Source organism: Actinomycetota bacterium (assembly GCA_036280995.1).
Lineage (GTDB): Bacteria > Actinomycetota > CALGFH01 > CALGFH01 > CALGFH01 > CALGFH01.
In genome coordinates, this window is sequence record DASUPQ010000494.1 from 19278 (window position 1) to 38840 (window position 19563).

Annotated in this window: 16 protein-coding genes; 3 read left to right on the plus strand and 13 right to left on the minus strand. The window is 74.6% G+C overall.

All coding sequences use genetic code 11. The annotated features are described in order from the left end of the window. Position 1: 1 nt before the first annotated feature. Together VF468_16660 and VF468_16665 are read right to left on the minus strand one after the other, a co-directional pair. A complete protein-coding gene (locus tag VF468_16660) occupies positions 2–1642 on the minus strand; it encodes an ABC-F family ATP-binding cassette domain-containing protein (GenBank protein ID HEX5879924.1) in 1641 nt (546 codons plus the stop codon). A gap of 42 nt (positions 1643–1684) precedes the next feature. Beyond that, positions 1685–1858, minus strand: a complete 174-nt coding sequence (locus tag VF468_16665; protein HEX5879925.1) for a hypothetical protein — start codon at positions 1856–1858, stop codon at positions 1685–1687. Positions 1859–2036: 178 nt separating this feature from the next. Here VF468_16665 and VF468_16670 point away from each other — a divergent pair, with 178 nt between their 5' ends. Continuing rightward, positions 2037–3812 carry an aldehyde dehydrogenase family protein gene (locus VF468_16670; protein ID HEX5879926.1) on the plus strand — a complete coding sequence of 592 codons (1776 nt, stop codon included), beginning with the start codon at positions 2037–2039 and terminating at the stop codon, positions 3810–3812. Between the two features lie 122 nt (positions 3813–3934). On the opposite strand, the gene VF468_16675 is transcribed toward VF468_16670, so the two are convergent. Continuing rightward, positions 3935–5131, minus strand: a complete 1197-nt coding sequence (locus tag VF468_16675) for a CehA/McbA family metallohydrolase (GenBank protein ID HEX5879927.1) — start codon at positions 5129–5131, stop codon at positions 3935–3937. 267 nt (positions 5132–5398) lie between these two features. Here VF468_16675 and VF468_16680 point away from each other — a divergent pair, with 267 nt between their 5' ends. Continuing rightward, positions 5399–6175 carry an SDR family oxidoreductase gene (locus tag VF468_16680; GenBank protein ID HEX5879928.1) on the plus strand — a complete coding sequence of 259 codons (777 nt, stop codon included), beginning with the start codon at positions 5399–5401 and terminating at the stop codon, positions 6173–6175. Here VF468_16680 and VF468_16685 read toward each other — a convergent pair. From VF468_16685 to VF468_16695, 3 genes are read right to left on the minus strand one after another with little or no spacing between them, the layout of a single operon-like run. After that, positions 6172–7134 carry a M15 family metallopeptidase gene (locus tag VF468_16685; protein HEX5879929.1) on the minus strand — a complete coding sequence of 321 codons (963 nt, stop codon included), beginning with the start codon at positions 7132–7134 and terminating at the stop codon, positions 6172–6174. The two genes, VF468_16680 and VF468_16685, sit on opposite strands and share 4 nt — an antisense overlap. 16 nt (positions 7135–7150) lie before the next feature. Then, complete coding sequence (locus VF468_16690; protein HEX5879930.1) at positions 7151–9157, minus strand: glycoside hydrolase family 15 protein; 2007 nt, start codon at positions 9155–9157, stop codon at positions 7151–7153. Between the two features lie 22 nt (positions 9158–9179). Further along, positions 9180–12422 (minus strand): BTAD domain-containing putative transcriptional regulator, encoded by a 3243-nt coding sequence (locus tag VF468_16695; GenBank protein ID HEX5879931.1) that lies wholly within the window; start codon positions 12420–12422, stop codon positions 9180–9182. 90 nt (positions 12423–12512) lie between these two features. On the opposite strand from VF468_16695, the gene VF468_16700 reads away from it, so the two are divergent. After that, entirely contained in the window at positions 12513–12911 is a 399-nt protein-coding gene (locus tag VF468_16700; protein ID HEX5879932.1) for a nuclear transport factor 2 family protein, read from the plus strand. On the opposite strand, the gene VF468_16705 is transcribed toward VF468_16700, so the two are convergent. The 7 genes from VF468_16705 to VF468_16735 form a co-directional block, all read right to left on the minus strand. Continuing rightward, positions 12908–13888, minus strand: a complete 981-nt coding sequence (locus VF468_16705) for an NAD-dependent epimerase/dehydratase family protein (protein HEX5879933.1) — start codon at positions 13886–13888, stop codon at positions 12908–12910. The genes VF468_16700 and VF468_16705 overlap by 4 nt on opposite strands. A gap of 19 nt (positions 13889–13907) precedes the next feature. Beyond that, the gene (gene era / locus VF468_16710) at positions 13908–14789 is read right to left on the minus strand and encodes a GTPase Era (GenBank protein ID HEX5879934.1); all 882 of its coding nucleotides are present in this window, start codon (positions 14787–14789) and stop codon (positions 13908–13910) included. Then, a complete protein-coding gene (gene cdd / locus VF468_16715; protein ID HEX5879935.1) occupies positions 14786–15172 on the minus strand; it encodes a cytidine deaminase in 387 nt (128 codons plus the stop codon). Before cdd ends, era begins: the two co-directional genes overlap by 4 nt. Positions 15173–15243: 71 nt before the next feature. Further along, positions 15244–16551: a hemolysin family protein gene (locus tag VF468_16720; protein HEX5879936.1), complete on the minus strand. Its 1308-nt coding sequence runs from the start codon at positions 16549–16551 to the stop codon at positions 15244–15246. Beyond that, positions 16548–17090: an rRNA maturation RNase YbeY gene (ybeY, locus tag VF468_16725; protein HEX5879937.1), complete on the minus strand. Its 543-nt coding sequence runs from the start codon at positions 17088–17090 to the stop codon at positions 16548–16550. The genes VF468_16720 and ybeY overlap by 4 nt, the downstream gene beginning before the upstream one ends. 73 nt (positions 17091–17163) lie before the next feature. Continuing rightward, complete coding sequence (locus VF468_16730; GenBank protein ID HEX5879938.1) at positions 17164–19161, minus strand: PhoH family protein; 1998 nt, start codon at positions 19159–19161, stop codon at positions 17164–17166. A 226-nt stretch (positions 19162–19387) separates the two neighbouring features. Then, the coding region (locus VF468_16735; GenBank protein ID HEX5879939.1) for a S9 family peptidase at positions 19388–19563 on the minus strand (176 nt) is incomplete at its 5' end.

A 19563-nucleotide genomic window follows, 5' to 3' on the forward strand; every position in this document is an offset into this window, starting at 1 on the left:
TCTATCCGGGCGCGGCGACGGGCAGGGGCGCCTCGGCGACCGTGCCCGCGACCACCGCGAGGCGCCGGCCCAGGCGCAGGTTGGCCAGCAGCCGCCGGTCGTGGCTGACCACCACCAGGGTGCCGTCGTAGCCCCCCAGGGCCCGTTCCAGCTCCTCGATGGCGTCCAGGTCGAGGTGGTTGGTGGGCTCGTCGAGCAGCAGGAGGTTGGTGCCCAGGGCGACCAGCACGGCCAGGCCGGCCCGGGAGCGCTCGCCCGGCGACAGCGCCGCCTCGGGCCTGCTCAGGTGCTCGGCGCCCAGGTCGAACTTGGCCAGCAGCGACCGCGCCTCCTCGACCGGCAGCTCGGTCCGCTCCCGGACCGCGTCCAGCAGCGTCCCCTCGCCCGGGGCGCGGTCCTGGCCGAGGTGGCCGACGACCACCCCCGACCCCAGCCGGACCGTGCCCGCGGCCGGGCGCAGCTCACCGGTCAGCAGGCCGAGCAGGGTCGACTTGCCGGCGCCGTTGGGGCCGGTCAGGGCGAGGCGGTCGCGCCAGCGCAGCTCCAGGTCGACCGGGCCCAGCCGGAAGCCGCCCCGCTCGACCACGGCCCCGGCCAGGCTGGCCACGACCTCGCCGCTGCGCCGGCCGGCCTGCAGCGACAGGCGCAGGTCCCAGCCCTCCCAGGGCTTGGAGGGGTCGCCAAGGCGCTCCAGGCGCCGCTCGATCGCCTTGGCCCTGGTCGCCCCGGCGGTGGCCCGCTCCTTGCGCCGGCCGGCCAGGGCCTTGTCGTTGTCGGTGCGGCGCTCGCCCCGGCGGCTGACCGCCCACGCCCGCTTCTGGCGGGCCGCCTCCTCCAGCCGGGCCCGCTCGGCCCGGGCCTCGTCGTAGTCGGCGTAGGCCTGCTCGCGCCGGCGGCGGCGCTCCTCGACGTAGGCGTCGTAGCCGCCGCCGTACTCGGTCAGGCGGCGGCTGTGCAGGTCGAGCTCGGCGATCCGGGTGGTGGTGGCGGACAGGAAGGCCCGGTCGTGGCTGACCAGCACCACTGGCCGCTCCTCGGCGGCCAGGAACCGCTCCAGGCGGGCCAGGCCGTCGAAGTCGAGGTTGTTGGTCGGCTCGTCCAGCAGGAGCACGTCGAAGCGGGCGAGCAGGACGGCGGCCAGCCCGGCCTTGACCCGCTGGCCGCCCGACAGCCGGGCCAGGGGGACCTCGAGGACGGCGGGGTCGAGGCCGACGTCGGCCAGGACCCGCGGGGCGCGGGTGTCGTGGTCGTCGCCGCCGAGGGCGAGGAAGCGGGCCAGGGCGTCGTCGTAGGCCTCCAGCTCATGGCGGCCCGGGTGCTCGCCGACGGCCCGCAGGGCGGCCTGCATGGCCTCCTCGGCGACGGCCAGCCCGGTGCGGCGGCGCAGGTAGGCGGCGGTGGTCTCGCCGGCCAGGGGGTCGGGCTCCTGGGCCAGGTAGCCGACGGTGAGGCCGGGAGGGGAGCGCTCCACCGTCCCGGCGGTCGGGGCCTCCCGGCCGGCCAGGCAGCGCAGCAGGGTCGACTTGCCGGCGCCGTTGCGGCCCAGCACCCCGATGCGGCTGGTCCCGTCGACGACCAGGTCGACCCCGTCGAGCACGACCTGGGGGCCGCGGACCACGGTGAGGTTCCGGGCGGCGAGCATGCCCTCAGCCTGGCACGGCCGAGGGACCGGCGCGACCTGGTATCAGGTGGGGCGGACGACCAGGGCCCGGGCGCGGCGGAACAGGGTGGCCAGGCGGCGGGGCCGGGGCTCGGGGTCGAGGGCGGCCGGGGCGTCGGCGAGCTGGCGCTCGGGGGCCTGGGGGCCGTTGGCGCGGGCCTCGTGGATCAGCTGGGTGACGACGAGAGCGTGACGCATGGTGGTCTCCTCACTGGCGGTGACGCTCGCAACCCTTGCCTGGTCAGGATGACCGGCGGCCCCGGCCGCGGCCGTGCCGCCGGTCACCGGGCGGATGTGACGTCCGGCACCCGCCAGGGGCTTGCCTCCCTCACCCCGGAGGCACAAGCTCGACCCGACCGCTCCGGAGGAGGGCAGCATGCAGGTCCAGCCACAGCGCTCGGCCCTCGGGGTGCGCGACCCGGCGGTGCTGGAGCCCTACCTGGAGCGCCGCCGCTACGCCGGCGGGCAGCGGATCATGGCCCAGGGGACTCCGGGCACCGAGTGCTACCTGATCACCGGCGGCGAGGTCCGCCTCGAGGTGGAGCGGCCCGACTTCGACTCCGACGGGGTCATCGCCTACCTGGGGCCGGGCATGCTGTGCGGCGAGTTCAGCCTGCTCGACGGCCAGCCCCGCTCGGCCAGCGCCTACGCCCACACCGAGGTGACCGCCCTGGTCCTGTCCGAGGGCGGCCTGGGGCGGCTCTGCGCCGACGACCCGCCGACCGGGCTGGCCGTGCTCCGGGCCCTGGGCCGCGACGCCGCCGCCAAGGCCCGGGAGACCCGCGGCCATCTCGAGGAGTACGTGTTCGCGGCCGACATCGACCCGGCCGTCGACGAGGCCGTGGCCCGGGCCGCGGCCGCCCAGGCCGAGCTGGCCGGCTGGCCCGAGGACCGGGTGGAGGCGCTGCTGGACGACGTTGCCGGCGCCGTCGCCGGCCAGGCCGGGACGCTGGCCGCGGCCACCGTGGCCGAGACGGGGATCGGCAACGTCGCCGACAAGACCTTCAAGAACCGCTTCGCCAGCCTGGAGGTGAACCGGACCCTCCAGGGCCGCCCCGGGATCGGCCCCCGCCCCCCCGGCGACCGCGGCGTCACCGAGATCGCCAGCCCCGTCGGGGTGGTGCTCGGCCTGATCCCGATGACCAACCCGGTGGCCACCCTGGTCTTCAAGACCCTGATCTGCCTCAAGTCCCGCAACGCCCTGATCGTCAGCCACCACCCGGCCGCCGCCGGGGTCGGCGCCCGCACCGTGACCCTCATCGGGGAGGTGCTGGCCGCCCACGGGGCGCCGGTGGCGCTGCTCCAGTCGGTCGAGCGGGCCAGCCGCACCCGGACGGCCATGTTCATGCGCCACCCCCAGGTGGCGCTGATCCTGGCCACCGGCGGCACGGCCATGGTCCGGGCCGCCTACAGCTCGGGCACCCCGGCCATCGGCGTTGGCTCGGGCAACGTGCCCGCCCTGGTCTGCGCCGACGCCGACCCGGTGGCGGCGGCCGGCGCGGTGGTCGAGAGCAAGGCCTTCGACCACGGCATCGTCTGCGGCTCCGAGGACAACCTGGTCGTCGACGCCGGCATCGCCACCCCGTTCCTGGCCGCCCTGGAGGCGGCCGGGGCGGCGGTCTGCTCGGAGGAGGAGGCGGCCAGGGTGGCCGCCGCCGTCTTCGACCCCGGCGACGGGCACCTGCGCCGCGAGGCCCTCGGCCAGCCGGCCCAGGCGATCGCCACCGCGGCCGGGGTCGGGCGCGACCGGCCGGTCCGGGTGCTGGTCCTGCCCCTGGCCCTCGACCAGGTCGACGGCCCCCTCGGCCGGGAGAAGCTGGCCCCGCTGCTGTCGCTGTTCCGGGTCCCCGGCACCGAGGAGGGGCTGGCCGTCTGCCAGCGGCTGCTGGCCAACCAGGGGGCCGGCCACACGGCCGTGATCCACACCGGCGACCAGGCCCTCCAGCAGCGCTTCGCCGAGGAGGTCCCGGCCAGCCGCATCCTGGTCAACGGGCCGGCCACCCACGGCTGCATCGGCGTCGGCAACGGCCTGACGCCGTCGCTGACCCTTGGCTGCGGCACCTTCGGCGGCAACTCGACCACCGACAACGTCACCTACACCAACCTGCTCAACATCAAGCGGCTGGCCCGGCCGTTCATCGGATCCGGGTGACCGCCTGCTGGCTGTACTCCCGGGTCTCGCCGATCACCACGTCGTCGGGCTCGCGCTCGGTGCGCACGTAGCGTGGACTCGGTGGCCGACCTGGTCGACGGCGTCGCCGGCCGCTCCGGCGGTCAGGGGCGCTCGAGCCAGAACGGGCTGGCGTAGGCGATCGCCCGGCCCAGGCGGGCCAATTCGCCGGTGGCCCGCGGGTCGGGCGGCTCGGCGGGGTCGGTGACCCGCACGACCACCCAGTCGCCGTCGGCCGGGTCGAGGTCGAGCTCGAAGGCGGTCACCGGGTCGCCGGGGCCGCCGAGAGCGACCTCCAGGGTGCCGGCCAGGGCCGGCAGCCGGTCCCCGGGCCGCAGGACCTGCAGCGACAGCCGCCGGCCCTGCCAGGCCTCGCCCCGGTCCAGGTCGACCTCGATCCGGACCGGGCCGCCGGGGTGGGCCACGGCGGTGCCCATGCGGGCCCGCTCCCCCGCCCCGGCGGCGCCCCCGGCCAGCGAGGTCAGGGCGGCGTCGAGCCGCAGGCCCTTGACCCGGCTGGCGAAGAACCGCCGGGCGGCCAGCGCCTCCAGCACCCCGGCCCGGGTCAGCTCCCGCACCCACAGCCCGGCCCGGCCCTTGCCATCCGGGCGGCCCCAGTCGGCCCCGTGCTCGTCGGTCACGCCCAGCAGCCCGACCCGCCAGCCGGCGTTCAGGCACTGGTTGAGCGGCGACTCCACCCCGCGGTCGGTGCCTTTGAGCAGGTAGTCCTCGAACTTGTTGAACAGCTCCAGGCTGACCAGGCGTGCCGCCAGGGCCGGCCGGTAGCCGAAGCCGGCGAAGCGCAGCCGGCCGGTGCCGGGGTGGTTGAACCCGATCAGGCCGTCGTCGCCGTGCTCCTCCAGCCAGTGCCAGAACCGGCCCATGGTCGGGGCGGTGCGCAGCGGGTCGGTGAAGCTCCGGCCGTTCCAGACGTTCATGTGGCCCTGGGCATAGTGCGACCACTCGAAGCCGTGCAGGGCCACGAACTCCCCGTCGGCGTTGGCCGCCTCGGCCAGGGCGATCGTCTGGCGCCAGGCGCGGCCGTCGATCCCGGTCCAGCCGGGCGCCTTGAACCGGTCGAGGAACAGCGACGCCCAGCGGCTGTGGTCGGTCAGGGCGGCCACGTCCAGGCCCGCCTCCCGCATCGAGGCGAAGGCCAGCCGGGGGTCCCCGGCCCCGTCCGACAGCCGGGTGTGGTTGTGCAGGTCGGCGTGGGCCAGCCAGCAGCCGGGGAACAGCCGCGACACCCGGCTGGTCCCCCAGGCGTCGGGCAGCTCGAGGCGTTCGGATGGCGGCCGCATGGGGCGACGATATCGCGGGCGAGGGGTTGATCCATATGCGGTATCTGCCCAGTATGTATGGTATTGCCGGCCTTCGCGTACCCGGCCGCCGCCTCCAGAGGGACCACCGCACCCGCTGGAGCCTCCGCCTGCGGCTGTCGTTCGCCCTGCTCACGGGCCTCATCGGCGCTCCCGGCGCCGCCTACGGGCTGGGCCTGAGATCCACACCCTGCCCCGCGGGGCGACAACGCACGGCCACCGAGGTCCGCTTCCGCTAGCCTGCCCGGTGTGCGCTCCTATGTGGTGACCGGCGGCGGCCGGGGGGTCGGCCGGGCGCTGGTCGAGCGGCTCCTCGGCGACGACGACGTGGTGGTCGCGATCGAGCTCGACCCGGCCGCCCTGGCCTGGGTCGACGGCCACCCCGCGGGCGACCGGGTCCTCGGGGTGGCCGGCGACGCCGCCGACGAGGCCGTCTGCGGCCGGGCCGCCGACCTGGCCGGGGCGGCGGCGCCGCTGGCCGGGTGGGTCAACAACGCCGCCGTGTTCCGGGACGCCTCGCTCCACGCCGACCCGCCCGCGGCCGTGCTGGAGCTGATCGGCCTCAACCTGGCCCCGGTGGTGGTCGGGTGCGCGACCGCGGTCCGCCGGTTCCTGGCCGCCGGCACCGGCGGGGCGATCGTCAACGTCTCCTCCCACCAGGCCCGCCGGGCCGTCCCCGGCGCCCTCCCCTACGCCACGGCCAAGGCGGCCACCGAGGGCCTCACCCGCGCCCTGGCCGTCGACTACGGTCCCAGGGGCATCCGGGTCAACGCCGTCGCCCTCGGCTCGATCGACACCGAGCGCTACCAGGCCCTGCTGGCCGGCCAGGGCCCGGACGGGGCGGCCCGGACCCGGGAGGAGATGCGGCTGCTCCACCCGGTCGGCCGGGTCGGGCGGCCCGAGGAGGTCGCGGCCGTGGTCGCCCACCTCCTGTCGGAGGAGGCCAGCTTCGTCAACGGGGCCATTGTCCCGGTCGACGGCGGCCGCTCCGTCCTGGGCCGCGACCCGGAGGCCAGGGAGGGCTAGCCGCCGGTGGCCGAGAAGTGCATGAAGTCCCGAGGCGACCGCCAGATGCCGCCCCAGGTCCAGCCGAGGTCGGCGAAGGCGGCGGTCACGGGGTCGCCGGGGCGGATCATGCCCGGGCGGCGGTCGGCCCGGTCCAGGTAGGCGCCGGCCAGCTCGGGCAGGACCAGGTCGCCGCGCCGGTAGGGGTTCTGGAACGGGTTGACGTCCACGGCCAGGCCGTAGGCATGGGCCGACCAGCGGGCCTGCTTGCGGGCGGCGCGGCACACGAAGGCGGCCGTGTTGTTGCCGTCGCCGGTCGGGTGGGCCTCCAGGTCGGCCCCGGTGACCAGCCGCATCTCCTCGATCGGGAACCGGGCCCGGTAGAGGCGGGCGAAGGCGGCGACGACCCCGGCCGCGACCCGTTCGTGGACGACCAGCTCGCCGGTGTGGGGCCGCCCGTCGAAGCCCCGGAAGCTCACCGTCACATAGCGCAGGTCGGCCAGGCCGACCGGGCAGCCGGGCCGCCAGGTCGTCCCCATCCGGGCCCGCACGGCCGGGCTGATCGGCCGCACCGAGGACCGGAACCGCCCCCCGGGCGGCGGGGGCAGCCGGTCCAGGGTCGGCAGCCGCCGCACCCGCAGCGCCGCCGGGGTCGGCCCGACCTCCCCGAACCCGTCGGGCCGCAACGGCAGCGGCCGGGCCCCCACCCGCCACACCGGCGCCGGGGGCGGACGGGTGGTCGGAGGCGGACGGGTGGTCGGGGCGCCGCCGGGAGGCTGTGGATCGCCGGGGGGCTGTGGATTCCCGCCAGCACCGGCTCCGCCGCCGGAGGTAGCCTCCCCCACCGGGGGACCCGACGACGGCGGGCCGGGCTGGGGCGTGCCCGGCTGCGGCGTCCCCGGCTGGGTGCAGGCGCCGAGCATCGCACAGGCGGTCACGACCAGCCAGACCAGCAACGCCAGGGTCAGGCGGACCCGCACCCACGCCTCCGGGAACTCACAGAAGCGACACGCCCTGGGGGCGGAAGCGGTTGGCGTCGGTGCCGGCTTCGGCCCGGATCACGTGCATGACGGCGTTGATCAGGGCCAGGTGGGTGAACGCCTGCGGGAAGTTGCCGAGGTGGCGGCCGCTGCGCGGGTCGATCTCCTCGGCGTACAGCTGCAGCGGGCTGGCGTACGACAGCAGCTTCTCGCACAGCTGCCGGGCCCGAGCGACCTCGCCGATCTCGACCAGGGCCGACACCAGCCAGAACGAGCAGATGGTGAAGGTCCCCTCCTCGCCCGCGAAGCCGTCGTCGGTCTCCTCGACCCGGTAGCGCAGCACCAGCTCGTCCACGGTCAGCTCGTCGGCGATGGCGAGCACGGTGTCGCGGATCCGCGGGTCGTCCGGGGGCAGGAACCGCAGCAGCGGCATCAGCAGCACCGAGGCGTCCAGGGCGGTGGTGTCGTAGTGCTGCACGAACACGCCCCGCTCGTCGGTCCCGCGCTCGCAGACGTCGGCGTGGATCTCCTCGGCCGCCTTGCGCCAGGTGGCGGCCAGGTCCTTGTCCCCGTGGAGCTGGGCCAGGCGGGCGCCCCGGTCGCAGGCCACCCAGCACATCAGCTTGGAGGAGGTGAAGTGCCGCGGCGGCCCCCGGACCTCCCAGATCCCCTGGTCGGGCTTGTTCCAGTTGACGATGGCGCACTCGACCGCCCGCTTGAGCAGCGGCCACACCCGCTCGGGCAGGTAGTCCCGGGACTTGGTGTGCAGGTAGACCGAGTCGAGCACGGCCCCCCAGACGTCGTGCTGGTTCTGGGTGGCGGCCGCGTTGCCGATCCGGACCGGCCGGGAGTCCTCGTAGCCGCTCAGGTGGTCCAGCTCCTGCTCGGGCAGCTCCTCCTCGCCCCCGACCCCGTACATGATCTGGAGCTCGTCCTCCTCCGAGCAGACGTCGGCCACGAAGTAGAAGAAGTCGTTGGCCTCGCGCTCGAACCCGAGGGTGTACAGGCCCCAGAGCATGAAGGTGGCGTCGCGGATCCAGGTGTAGCGGTAGTCGTAGTTGCGCTCGCCGCCGGGGGTCTCGGGCAGGGAGGTGGTGGCCGCGGCCAGCAGCGCCCCGGTCGGGGCATAGGTCAGGCCCTTGAGGGTGAGGGCGCTGCGCTGCAGATACGACTGCCAGGGGTGCTCGGGGAACACGCCCTGGTTGATCCAGCCCCGCCAGAACTCGGCCGTCCGCTCCATCCGCTCGAAGGCCTCGTCGGTGGTGGCCGGCGGGGTTCGCTCGGCCCAGTACTCCTCCGAGGCCGACCACTGCGAGCGCGGCCAGCACAGGGCGGCGAAGGCCCGGTCGCCCTCGCGCAGGGTGGTGCGGGCGTGGGCGCCGCGGCCCTCGAAGCCGACCCGCAGGTCGGTGACCAGCCGCAGCTGGACGTCGCCCTCGCCGCCGTGGGCGATCGCCTCCCCGTAGCCCTGGCCGGAGTACTCCCAGGCGGCCTCCGTGCGGCCGTAGTCGAACACCGGCTCGCAGTCCAGGCTCAGCTCGACGTTGCCGATGATGCACCTCACGGTGCGCAGCAGGATGTGCTCGGCCTCGTAGTCGGTCGGTGGCCGGCGGTGGGTGCCGGAGCGGCGCTGCTGGTGGTACCAGGGGCCGATGCACATGGCGTCGCGGACCACGATCCAGCCGCCGCGGGCCCGCCAGGTCGTCTCCAGGACCAGCGTGCCCGGCAGGTAGCGCCGCCCCGCCGGCACCCTGACCCCGGTCGGGCCGAGCCGGAAGCTGCCGGCGGCCCGGTCGAGCATGGAGGCGAACACGCTGCGGCCGTCGGGCCGGGGCGAGCACAGCCACTCGATGTTGCCGCTGGCCGCGACCAGGGCGTTGGTCTCGCAGTCGGACAGGAAGGCGTACTCGGCGATGGGCGGGAAGGGGCTCGACCCGTCGACCCCGTCCGGTTCGAACGGCGTCTGCCGCCCGACGGCCACCTCGGACCCCTCGGTCCGGCCGGTCGGGTTGCTCCTGGCCATGGTCTCTATGGTCTGCCCAGCTTCAGGCGCTGGCAATCAGCTCCGCCAGGGCGTCGCCGGTGGCCAGGGCGCGTCCCCCCTCCCAGGCCGCGGCCAGGGTGGCCGGGTCGAGGGCGGCCCGGACGGCCTCGGCGGCCAGATCGGCCTCGCGGGCCTCCCCGCCGATCGGGACCACGCCGGCGCGCGCGCGGGCCGCCTCGGCGGCGGCCAGCCGGCGCGCGGCCAGCTCGGGCCGGCCCCGGCCGATCGCGGCCAGGGCCGCGCCGGTCAGGACCAGGGCCACGGTCGTCGCCTGGGGCGCGGCGACCAGGAGGGCGGCCGCCTCCTGCAGGTGCGCCTCGGCCTCGTCGAGGTCGCCGAGGCGGGCCTCGGCGCAGGCGAGCGAGGCGAGGGTGTAGGGGACGCTCCAGCCGACCAGCTCCTGGACGATGGGCAGCGCCTCCCGGTGCAGGTGGCGAGCGCGTTCCAGGTCGTCGCGGGCCCGTGCGACGCCGCCCATCTCGTTGTACAGGTGGGCGAACCCGCGCCGCTCCCCGAACCGGCGGATCCGGTCGGCCGCCTCGACGCGCAGGACGGCCGCCCGGGCATCGTCGCCCTGGAGGGCGACCATGGTGCCGAGCCGCACGATCGAGGCCAGCTGCACCCACCCCGGCCCCACGTCGCCGGCGGCGACCAGGGCGGCCTCGTAGGCGGCCGCCGCCCCGTCGACGTCGCCCCGGGCGCTGGCCAGCTCCGCCCTGGTCACCTGCGCCTGGGCCAGCCCCCACTGGTCATCGAGGGCCTGGAACCGCTCCAGGGCCCGCCGGCCCGCCGCCTCGCCCCGCTCCGAGAGCCCGTGGAGGTAGGCCTCCAGGGCGAACCGGGACTGGCCCGCGAAGGCCTCGCCCCAGGGGTCGCCCAGCTCCCTGAAGGTCGCCTCGGCCTGCTCGACCAGACGGATGGCGTCGGCGTTGGGGCCGAACCGCTGCAGCCCCACCCAGGCCGACAGCAGCTGGGAGAAGGCGACCCCCCAGCGGTCCCCGAACCGCTCGAACAGCTCCTGGCTGCGCTGGACGGCGTCGGTGGCGGCCGCGGTCGGGGTCATCGCCACCGCGAGCATGGCGCTCGCCTGCAGCGCCCTGGCCAGGTCCGGGGTCGGCGGCCGCCCGTCGGCGTCGGCCAGGGCGATGACCGCGGCCAGCCGCTGATGGCCCTCCGGGGTGTGCCTGGTCCACCAGTACCAGCCGAGGTCGGCGGCCAGCCGCAGCGCCGTGCCGGGGTCGCCGGCCGCCATCGTCCGGTCCAGGGCCGCCCGCAGGTTGTCGTAGTCGGCGTCGAGCAGCCGCAACCAGCGCCGGGCGGTGCGGTGGGCGGCGGCCCGCTCGGCCAGGGCCAGGCACCAGGCGGTGTGGCGGGCGGCCATCGTCTCGTGCTCGCCTGCCTCGGCCAGCCGCTCGGCCCCGTAGACCCGCATCGTCTCCAGCATCCGGAAGCGCGGCGGGTCGCCGCCGGCCGCCACCACCAGCGACCGGTCCACCAGCCGGAACAGCCCCTCCAGCACGTCCGCGGCGTCGAGGCCATCGCCGCCGCAGACCTCCTCGGCGGCCGTCACCGTCCAACCGCCGGAGAACACCGACAGCCGCCGCCACAGCCGCCGGTCGGGCTCCTCCAGCAGGTCCCAGCTCCAATCGACGGTGGCCCGCAGGGTCTGCTGCCGCGGGTCGAGGGTGCGGCCGCCCCCGGCCAGCAGCCGGAACCGATCCTCCAGTCGGTCCGCGATCTCGGCCACCGGCAGGGCCCGCACCCTGGACGCGGCCAGCTCGATGGCCAGGGGGAGGCCGTCCAGGCGACGGCACAACTCGGCCACCACCGGGGCGCTGGCCGCGTCCAGGGTGAAGCCCGGGTCGGCGGCGGCCGCCCGCTCGCCGAACAGCCGCACCGCGTCGTAGCCGGCCAGCACCTCGGGCGCGGCCCCGCCGGCGTCGGGGCCGGCCAGGCCGGCGGCGGCATCGCCGGCGGCGGGCACGGCCAGGGGCGGGACCGGCCAGACCACCTCCCCGGGCACCCCGAGGACCTCGCGGCTGGTGGCCAGGACCCGGACCGCCGGGCCGGAACGGAGCAGCCCCTGGACCAGCGCGGCGCACGCCCCGACAAGATGCTCGCAGTTGTCCAGGACCAGCAGCAGCGCCTTGTCGCGGGCGAAGCCGGCCAGGCGCTCGGCCGGGGACGGGGGCGGAGCGGCCCGGTCGGCCGCCTCCTCGCCAAGGCCCAGGGCCGCGACCACGACCTCGGCCAGCAGGGCCGGGTCGCGGAGCGGGGCCAGCTCGACCAGCCACACCCCGTCCGGGTACCCGCCCATCAGCCGCCGGGCCAGCTCCACGGCCACGGTGGTCTTGCCCGCTCCTCCGGGGCCGGCCACCGTGACCAGCCGGTGCTGCTCCAGCAGCTTGGCCAACTCGGCCAGCTCCTGGTCCCGCCCGACCAGGCTGGTCAGCCGCTCGGGCAGGTTGTGCCGGGGCAGGTCCCGGTCACGGGCGGCCGCCTCAAGGGCCGGGTCCTGGACCAGGATCGCCTGGTGCAGCCGCTGCAGCTCCGGCGACGGGTCGATCCCCAGCTCCTCGGCCAGCACCTCGCGGGTCTGCTGGTAGACGGCCAGGGCGTCGGCCTGCCGGCCCGACCGGTACAGGGCCACCATCAGCTGGCCCCGGAGCCGCTCCCGGGTCGGGTGGGCGGCAACCAGCGCCTCCAGCTCCCCGACCAGCCCGGCGTGGCCGCCGGCGGCCAGCCGCAGCTCGACCAGGGCCTCGCGGGTGGCCAGGCGCAGCTCCTCCAGCCGGGCCGCCTCCGCCTGGGCCCACGGCGCGTCGGCGAACTCGGCCAGGGCCGGTCCCCGCCACAGCCCCAGCGCCTCCTCCAGCAGCCGCACCGCCCGCGGCCGCTCCGCCGGCGCGGCCGCCTCGGCCTCGGCGACCAGGCGCTCGAACCGGGCCGCGTCCAGCTGCTCCAGGCCGGCGTCCAGCCGGTACCCGGGCGGGCTGGTGACCAGCCGCCCCGCCCCGCCCGGCCCCAGGGCCCGGCGCAGGGCCGACACCCGGCCCTGCAGGGTGTTGGCCGGCCGCCCCGGCGGGTCGTCGCCCCACAGGTCCTCGACCAGCCGGTCCGCCGACACCACCCGGCCGGCGTTGACCAGCAGGTCGGCCAGCAGGGCCCGCTCCTTGGCCCCCGGCACCCGCACCGGCGCCTCCCCGTTGCGGACCTCGAGAGGCCCCAGGATCCCGAACTGCATCTCCGCCTTCCCGCAGCAAACGCACAGCGCCACGTCAGGGCGCCGGCCCATCGTGGCATCAGCACCGGTCAGCGACCAAGGAGGATTCCGATGCAGGAACGTGAGGTGCGGGAGCTGTTCGAGCGGCTCCGGACGGCCATGGACCCCGCGATCGAGTACGAGGAGCGGCACGAGGACTACCTCGTCGAGTTCCCCCAGTCGGGCGAGCGGCTGGACCGCGACGGCCTGCGCCGGCTCCAGGAGACCTTCCCGGGCGGCACGCCGCCCAGGATCCGGCTGCGCCGGCTGACCGGCGGCGGGGACGTCTGGTTCGCCGAGAGCGCCATCCACTACGCCGACGGCAAGGACTTCTTCGGCGTGAGCCGGGTCGAGTTCCGCGACGGCAAGATGTGGCGCGAGACCCGCTACTACGCCGAGCCGTTCGAGGTCCCGGAGTGGCGGGCCGAGTGGTCCAAGCCGGTCCTCGAGGAGGCGGCCCCGGTGAGCTAGCCGGCCGCGGCCAGGGCGCGGTCGTCGGCGGTGAAGTCGGCGTCCGCGCCCGCCGGTGGGTTGGCCAGGTGCCAGGCCACCGAGCGGTGGAGGGCCTCGTGGGGGTCGATCTCGGTCCAGCCCAGGAGGTCGCGGGCCTTGGAGGAGTCGACCAGGAGGTGCTGGGAGACGGTGCCGAGGGCCTTGAGGTCGTCGGGCAGGAGGACGTCGGGGACCCGGACCAGCTCGGCCTCGGAGCCGGCGGCCTCCAGGACGTGGCGGGCCCACAGGCCCATCGACCAGGTGCGGGCCTCGCCGAGGTTGAGGATCTCGGCCACGCAGGCGTCGGACTCCAGGGCCAGGCGGATGCCGGCGGCGACGTCGCGGACGTACCCGCGGGTCCACAACCAGCCGCCCGACCCGGCGGGGATCCGGTCGCGGCCGGCCCGGACCCGGCGCAGGAGCGGCTCCTCGCGGCGCTGGTGGTCGCGCTCGCCGTAGACCATCGGGAGCCGGCACACGGTGGCCGCCCGGGCCAGGTAGGCGGCCTCGACGTCGAGCTTCTCGTAGGTGTCGGCGTCGGTCGAGGTGAGGGTCCGGCCCCGGTAGGGGTAGCGCTCGGAGCGGACCGGGGAGGTCTCGTCGACGGGCAGGGCGTCGGTCTCGGTGCCGGCCAGCACCGCCCCGAACGCCCGGTACACGTCCATGCTGGACACCACCAGCAGGCGCACGTCGCCGCCGACGGCGGCGAGGGCGGTCTCGGCGTCGGCGGCCGAGTAGGCGCAGACGTCGACCACGGCCTCGGGGTCGAACTCGTCGACCGGGCCGCGCAGGTGGGGCAGGTCCTGGCGGTCGGCGTGGAGATGGTCGGCGTCTGGAAGGCCGGCCGGCTCGTGCTCGCCCCGGTGGACGACCAGCAGCTCGTGGCCATGGGCGGCCAGCTCCTCGACCACGGCGGCCCCGACGAACCTGGTCCCGCCCAGCACCATCACCCGCATCGGCGCGCTCCTTCCCTGGTCAGAACCCGAGCCGGGCGAGCTGGCGAGGGTCACGCTGCCACTCCTTGGCAACCTTCACCCTCAGGTCGAGGTAGACCTTGATGCCGAACAGGGCCTCCAGCTCCTCGCGGGCCCTGGTGCCGATCTCGCGCAGGCCCGACCCGCCCTTGCCGAGGACGATCGGCTTCTGGCTGGCCCGCTCCACGAACAGGAACGCCCGGATGACCAGCAGGTCCTCGCGCTCGGGATCGGGGCCCATCTCCTCGACGAGCACGGCCACCGAGTGGGGCAGCTCGTCGCGGACCAGCGACAGGGCCTTCTCGCGGATCAGCTCGGCGACCAGGTGCTGCTCTGGCTCGTCGCTGGTGTGGCCCTCGGGGTACAGGGGGCGGCCCTCGGGGAGGTGGCGCAGGATCAGCTCCACCAGCAGGTCGAGCTGGGTGCCCTTGCGGGCCGACACGGGCACGATCTCGGCGAAGTCGGCCAGGCCGGCGGCCGCCTGGAGGGCGGCGGCGGTCTTGGCCCGGGAGGCGGCGTCCACCTTGTTGACCACGCACATCCTGGGCGTGTCCACCTTGGCCAGCTCGCCGGCCAGGAAGCGGTCGCCGGCCCCGACCCCGGCGGCCGCGTCGACCAGCTGGAGGACCAGGTCGACCTCGGCCAGCGTGCCCCGGACCAGGTCGTTCAGCCGCTGGCCGAGCAGGGTGCGCGGCTTGTGGAGCCCGGGGGTGTCGACCAGCACGGCCTGGCCCTCTGGCCGGTGCAGCACCCCGCGGATGGCCGACCGGGTGGTCTGGGGCTTGTCCGAGACGATCGCCAGCTTCTGGCCGAGCAGGGCGTTGAGCAGGGTCGACTTGCCGACGTTGGGCCGCCCGACCAGCGCCACCAGCCCCGACTTCATGGGAGCGCTTCCGGCCCGAAGCTGTCGGGGAGCAGCGCCCCCAGGGTGGTGGTGACGAGCGCGTCGCCGGACTCGCCGGCGCACAGCACCTCCAGCTCGGCGCCCCTGGGGAACTCGCGCAGGACCTGGCGGCAGGCCCCGCAGGGAGTGACCGGGTCGGGCCCGTTGCCGGCGACGGCGACGGCCAGGAAGCTGCGGGACCCGGCGGCCACGGCCGCCACCACCGCCGACCGCTCGGCGCAGATGGCCAGCCCGTAGCTGGCGTTCTCGACGTTGGCGGCGGTGATCACGTCGCCCTGCTCGGTGAGCAGCGCCGCCCCCACCCGGAAGCCCGAGTAGGGCGCGTAGGCGCGGTCGCGGGCGGCCCGGGCGGCGGCGACCAGCTCGGCGGGCGACGGCCGGGAGGTGGGGTTCGGGGGAGATGCGGGGGGCTCCGCCCCCCGCAGTCTGCGGTTCACAGCCGGTGGGCCTGGGCGGTGATGTCCTCGGGCTCCTCCGGCGGCGACAGCCGGTGGATCCGGACCCGGCCGATGCGCCGGCCCTGGACCCGCTCGGCCCGCAGGCGCAGCCCCTGGAACTCGACCTCCTGGCCCTCCCGCGGCACCCCGCCGACCAGGTTGAACAGCAGGCCGCCGATCGAGTCCCACTCGGTCGAGGGCAGCTCCACGTCGAGCAGCTCGTTGACCTCGTCGATGCCGAGGCGGGCGTTGACCCGGTAGTCGCCGTCGGGCAGCGGCTCGACGTTGGGCTCCTCCCGGTCGTACTCGTCGGTGATCTCCCCGACGATCTCCTCCAGCAGGTCCTCCAGGGTGACCAGGCCGGAGGTGCCCCCGTACTCGTCGATCACGATCACCATGTGGCTCTTGTTCCGGCGCATCTCGCGCAGGCACTCGGCGGCCCGCATCGACTCGGGCATGAACGGGGCCTGGCGCAGGATGTCGGCCAGGGGCTTGTCGGCCTGGCCGTCGTGGAGGCGGCGGAGCACGTCCTTGGCGTAGGCCAGGCCGACCACCTCGTCGATGGTGCCGTCGTAGACGGGGATGCGCGAGAAGCCGGAGCGCAGGATCAGCTCCAGCACCTCCTGGAGCGCGGTCTGGAGGGGGACGGCCACCATGTCCGGCCGGGGCACCATGACCTCGCGGAGGATGGTGTCGCCGAACTCGAAGACCGAGTGGATCATCTCCCGCTCTTCCTCTTCGATGACGTCGTCGCGCTCGGCCTCGTCGACCATCGCCTTGATCTCGTCCTCGGACACGAACGGCCCGCTCTTCAGGCCCTTGCCGGGGGTGACCACGTTGCCGATGGCGATCAGCAGCCGGGTCAGCGGCCCCAGCCCGGGCAGGCGGGTGAGGAGGTACACGAACGGGGCCACGAACAGCGCCGCCCGGTCGGTGTGCTGGACGGCGTAGGTCTTGGGCGCGACCTCGGCGCAGATGAAGGTGACGATCGTCATGACGGTGGCCGCGATGACCACCCCGAGGCCGCCCCCGACGACCCGGTCCATCACCGAGGTGAACAGGGCGGTGGCGAAGAACTGGACCACCAGGACCAGCAGCAGGACCAGGTTGAGGAAGCGGGCCGGCTGCTCGACCAGGGCCAGCAGCTGGGTGGAGCCGCGGCGCTGCTCCTCGTGCAGGTGCATGGCCCTGGCCCGGCTCATGCGGGTCAGGCCGGTCTCGGCCGCGGCCAGGAAGGCGGCCACGGCGGTCAGGGCGACCACCGCCAGCAGGCTCCAGATGTCGGTGGCGGTGAGCGGGCTCACGGCCGCTCACCGGCGCGCCAGCGTGCCAGCAGCTCGTTGGTGCGGGCCTGCATGGCCCGCTCCTCGTCGGGTTCGGCGTGGTCGAACCCGCACAGGTGGAGGAGGCCGTGCACGGTCAGCAGCTCCAGCTCGGCGGCCAGGCTCTGGCCGTTGCGGGTGGCCTGCTCGGCCGCGTACGCCGGGCAGAGCACGATGTCGCCCAGCAGCCAGGGCGCGTCGTCGTCATCCTCGTCGTCGGCGGCGTCCTCGTCGTCGGCGTCGCCCAGGCGGTCGGCCGCGAACCCGCGGGGCCCGGTCGGCCCCTCGGGCGGCCCCGACGCCGGCGAGGGCCCGTCGATCGGGAACGCCAGCACGTCGGTGGGCCGGTCCTCGCCCATGTAGCGCTCGTTGAGGTCGGTCATCACCGTGCGGTCCACCAGCAGCAGCGAGATCTCGGACTCCTCGACCCCTTCGGCGTCCATCACCAGACGGGCCAGCCGGGTCAGGGCCGGCTCGTCCACCCGATAGTCGGCCTGTTCGTTGGCCAGGAACACACTCAATCCCGGCCTCCCGGAACGGCGGTCATGTGTCCGGCGCCGCAGGCAGGGCGGGGATGCGGAGGTTCGGGGCCCACTAGGACCTGGCCTCGTCGTAGCGCCGGTAGGCCTCGACGATGTCCTGCACGATCCTGTGCCTGACCACGTCCCTGCTCGAAAGGTACACGAACGCCAGGTCGTCGATCCCGGTCAGGATCTCCCGGACCACGTTCAGCCCCGAGTGCTGCCCTGACGGCAGGTCGATCTGGGTGATGTCCCCCGTCACCACCGCCTTGGAGTTGAACCCCAGCCGGGTCAGGAACATCTTCATCTGCTCCGGCGTGGTGTTCTGGGCCTCGTCCAGCACGATGAACGAGTCGTTGAGGGTGTTGTGGGTGACCAGGAAGTCGTCGGTCACGTACAGCGAGTCGGCCGCCGCCACCTGGATGCAGACCGTCTCCGTCTCGCCCGCGGGCTCGATCCGGTCGATGAAGCGCATCGGCCGCCCTCCCCCGGATCTGGAGTAGATCTCGCGCTTGCGCGCCAGCCGGAACGGCTCGATACCCGCGGGCAGGCGGATGTCCAGAATGTAGGCGTCCGAGCGGTGGTGCACATCGCGCCCGTTGGCATGTCCGGGGAGCCGCCCGTCGGCGGGTCGGGTTCGCCAGTAGGCGACGCCGCCAAGAGAGCGGACGAGGAACACGACGTCGTCTCGCAGCTGCGCTGACGTCGTCACGTACTGGACCCGACAGGTCCGCCGCTCCTGTGTCACCGGCCCGCCATCGGTATCCAAGAGCCCCTGAAGCACCGCCGAGCGGACGCTCGCGGAGTTGTAGAGGTAGGGCTCGGGCACAAATTTGGTGGTGGATCGTGTTCCGACCAAACCAAGCTCTCGGAGTGCAACCGTGACCGGGTGGGCAACCTTCAGCCCCTGCCCGCCAGCCGTGTGGCGGAGGTAGTAGTCGAACCTGTTCCGATGACGTAGCTCGATGCCCTTGATGCTCTGTTCAAGCGCGACGATCAGCTCGGGGTCGGCGGTGGTGAAGCCCGTAAGCTTCGCCGAAAAGGAGCCGTCGCCCAGGAGGAGCCCGAGCGCGTACGGGTCCAGGGGAACCTCGCGGGGAAGAAACTCAACGGGCCGGCTGATGAGCGGCAGCTCGAAACGATGGTAGTGCGCCGCCCTGAGCTGCCCGATCATCTCGCGGGTCTCCAGCACGCGGAGGGGCTTGCCGCGCCGCCGGTCGTCGCGGGTGGCCACGGCCCACAGGTGCTCCCCGCAGCACAATGTTGAGGCGCCGTCCTGTGCATGGACGCGGAAGACTTCTCTCCGGCCCTGAGGGTAGACGCCCAGCACCGGTGTAGGGAGCCCGTCCGAGCCGATCACGAGGTCGCCTACCGACAGGCTCCCGATCGGCCGGAAGCCGGACGGTGTCAGGACGCGACTCGAGTACGGTTGACTCCTTCCCCGCATGTACGCCAGGGGGGCGACCTCGATGGTGCCGCGTTCCATCATGCGGCCGATCTGCTCGGCGTCGATCATCTCGTAGAGGGCGTCGTAGAGGGGCCGCAGGTAGGGGTCGATCTTCTCCGAGAGGGTGCCGGGGAGGAAGCCGAGCTTCTCGCCGGCCTCGACGGCCGGGCGGGTGAGGATCAGGCGGTTGACCTGCTTGGCCATGAGGGCCTGGACGGCCACGGCCATGGCCAGGTAGGTCTTGCCGGTGCCGGCGGGGCCGATGCCGAAGACGACGGTGTTCTTGCGGATGGCGTCGACGTACTTCTTCTGGCCGACCGTCTTGGGCTTGATGGAGCGGCCGCGGCTGGTCAGGACCGAGTCGCCGAAGACCACCGAGGGGCGGGCCGCGCCGTCGTCCCCGTCGCCGCGGATGATGTCGATCGAGCGGCCGACGGTGTCGGCGGTGAGGGCGTCGCCCCGCTCCAGGAGGGTGATGAGCTCCTCGAACAGGTGGGCGACCCGTTCGGCGTCGGCCTGCTCGCCGGTGATGGTGATCTCGTTGCCGCGGACGAACACGGTGCTCTCGAAGGCGGCCTCGATCAGCTTGAGCAGCTCGTCTCGGGTTCCAAGAAGGCTGACCATCGAGTGATCCCCGGGGACCAGCACCTTGACCTGGACCTGTGTTGGTTGCCGCACGCTTGCCGTTTGCCCCTCCGTCTGGGGACGCTGGTATGGGCCGACCGGCGGTGGTCGGCGGATTCCCGAGTATAGCGAGCCAGAGGGTGAGCGGTGCCGGATCGGCCTGCTCCGCGGCCGTACCGGGCCACCGGGGCCACGACCCGCGACAGCCGGCTGGTCCCCAGCCTGCCTAGAGGTGGGTGATCGGGACCGGATCGACCGGGTCGGCCAGGTCGAAGGCGAACACGCGGCTGTAGAAGTACAGCTCTGCCTCAAGCGCGCGGCGGATGTGGGCGGCCTGGCGGAAGCCGTGCTGCTCGCCGGGGAACGGCAGGTAGGCGTACGGGATGCCCTTGGCGTCGAGGG

Excerpts from the sequence above, each read along its gene's own strand:
- VF468_16665 (HEX5879925.1), bottom strand. The coding sequence starts at position 1,858 with ATGCGTCACGCTCTCGTCGTCACCCAGCTGATCCACGAGGCCCGCGCC.
- VF468_16700 (HEX5879932.1), top strand. The coding sequence starts at position 12,513 with ATGCAGGAACGTGAGGTGCGGGAGCTGTTCGAGCGGCTCCGGACGGCC.
- era (HEX5879934.1), bottom strand. The coding sequence starts at position 14,789 with ATGAAGTCGGGGCTGGTGGCGCTGGTCGGGCGGCCCAACGTCGGCAAG.
- VF468_16705 (HEX5879933.1), bottom strand. The coding sequence starts at position 13,888 with ATGCGGGTGATGGTGCTGGGCGGGACCAGGTTCGTCGGGGCCGCCGTG.
- VF468_16690 (HEX5879930.1), bottom strand. The coding sequence starts at position 9,157 with ATGGCCAGGAGCAACCCGACCGGCCGGACCGAGGGGTCCGAGGTGGCC.
- VF468_16670 (HEX5879926.1), top strand. The coding sequence starts at position 2,037 with ATGCAGGTCCAGCCACAGCGCTCGGCCCTCGGGGTGCGCGACCCGGCG.
- VF468_16695 (HEX5879931.1), bottom strand. The coding sequence starts at position 12,422 with ATGCAGTTCGGGATCCTGGGGCCTCTCGAGGTCCGCAACGGGGAGGCG.
- VF468_16730 (HEX5879938.1), bottom strand. The coding sequence starts at position 19,161 with ATGGTCAGCCTTCTTGGAACCCGAGACGAGCTGCTCAAGCTGATCGAG.
- VF468_16675 (HEX5879927.1), bottom strand. The coding sequence starts at position 5,131 with ATGCGGCCGCCATCCGAACGCCTCGAGCTGCCCGACGCCTGGGGGACC.
- VF468_16660 (HEX5879924.1), bottom strand. The coding sequence starts at position 1,642 with ATGCTCGCCGCCCGGAACCTCACCGTGGTCCGCGGCCCCCAGGTCGTG.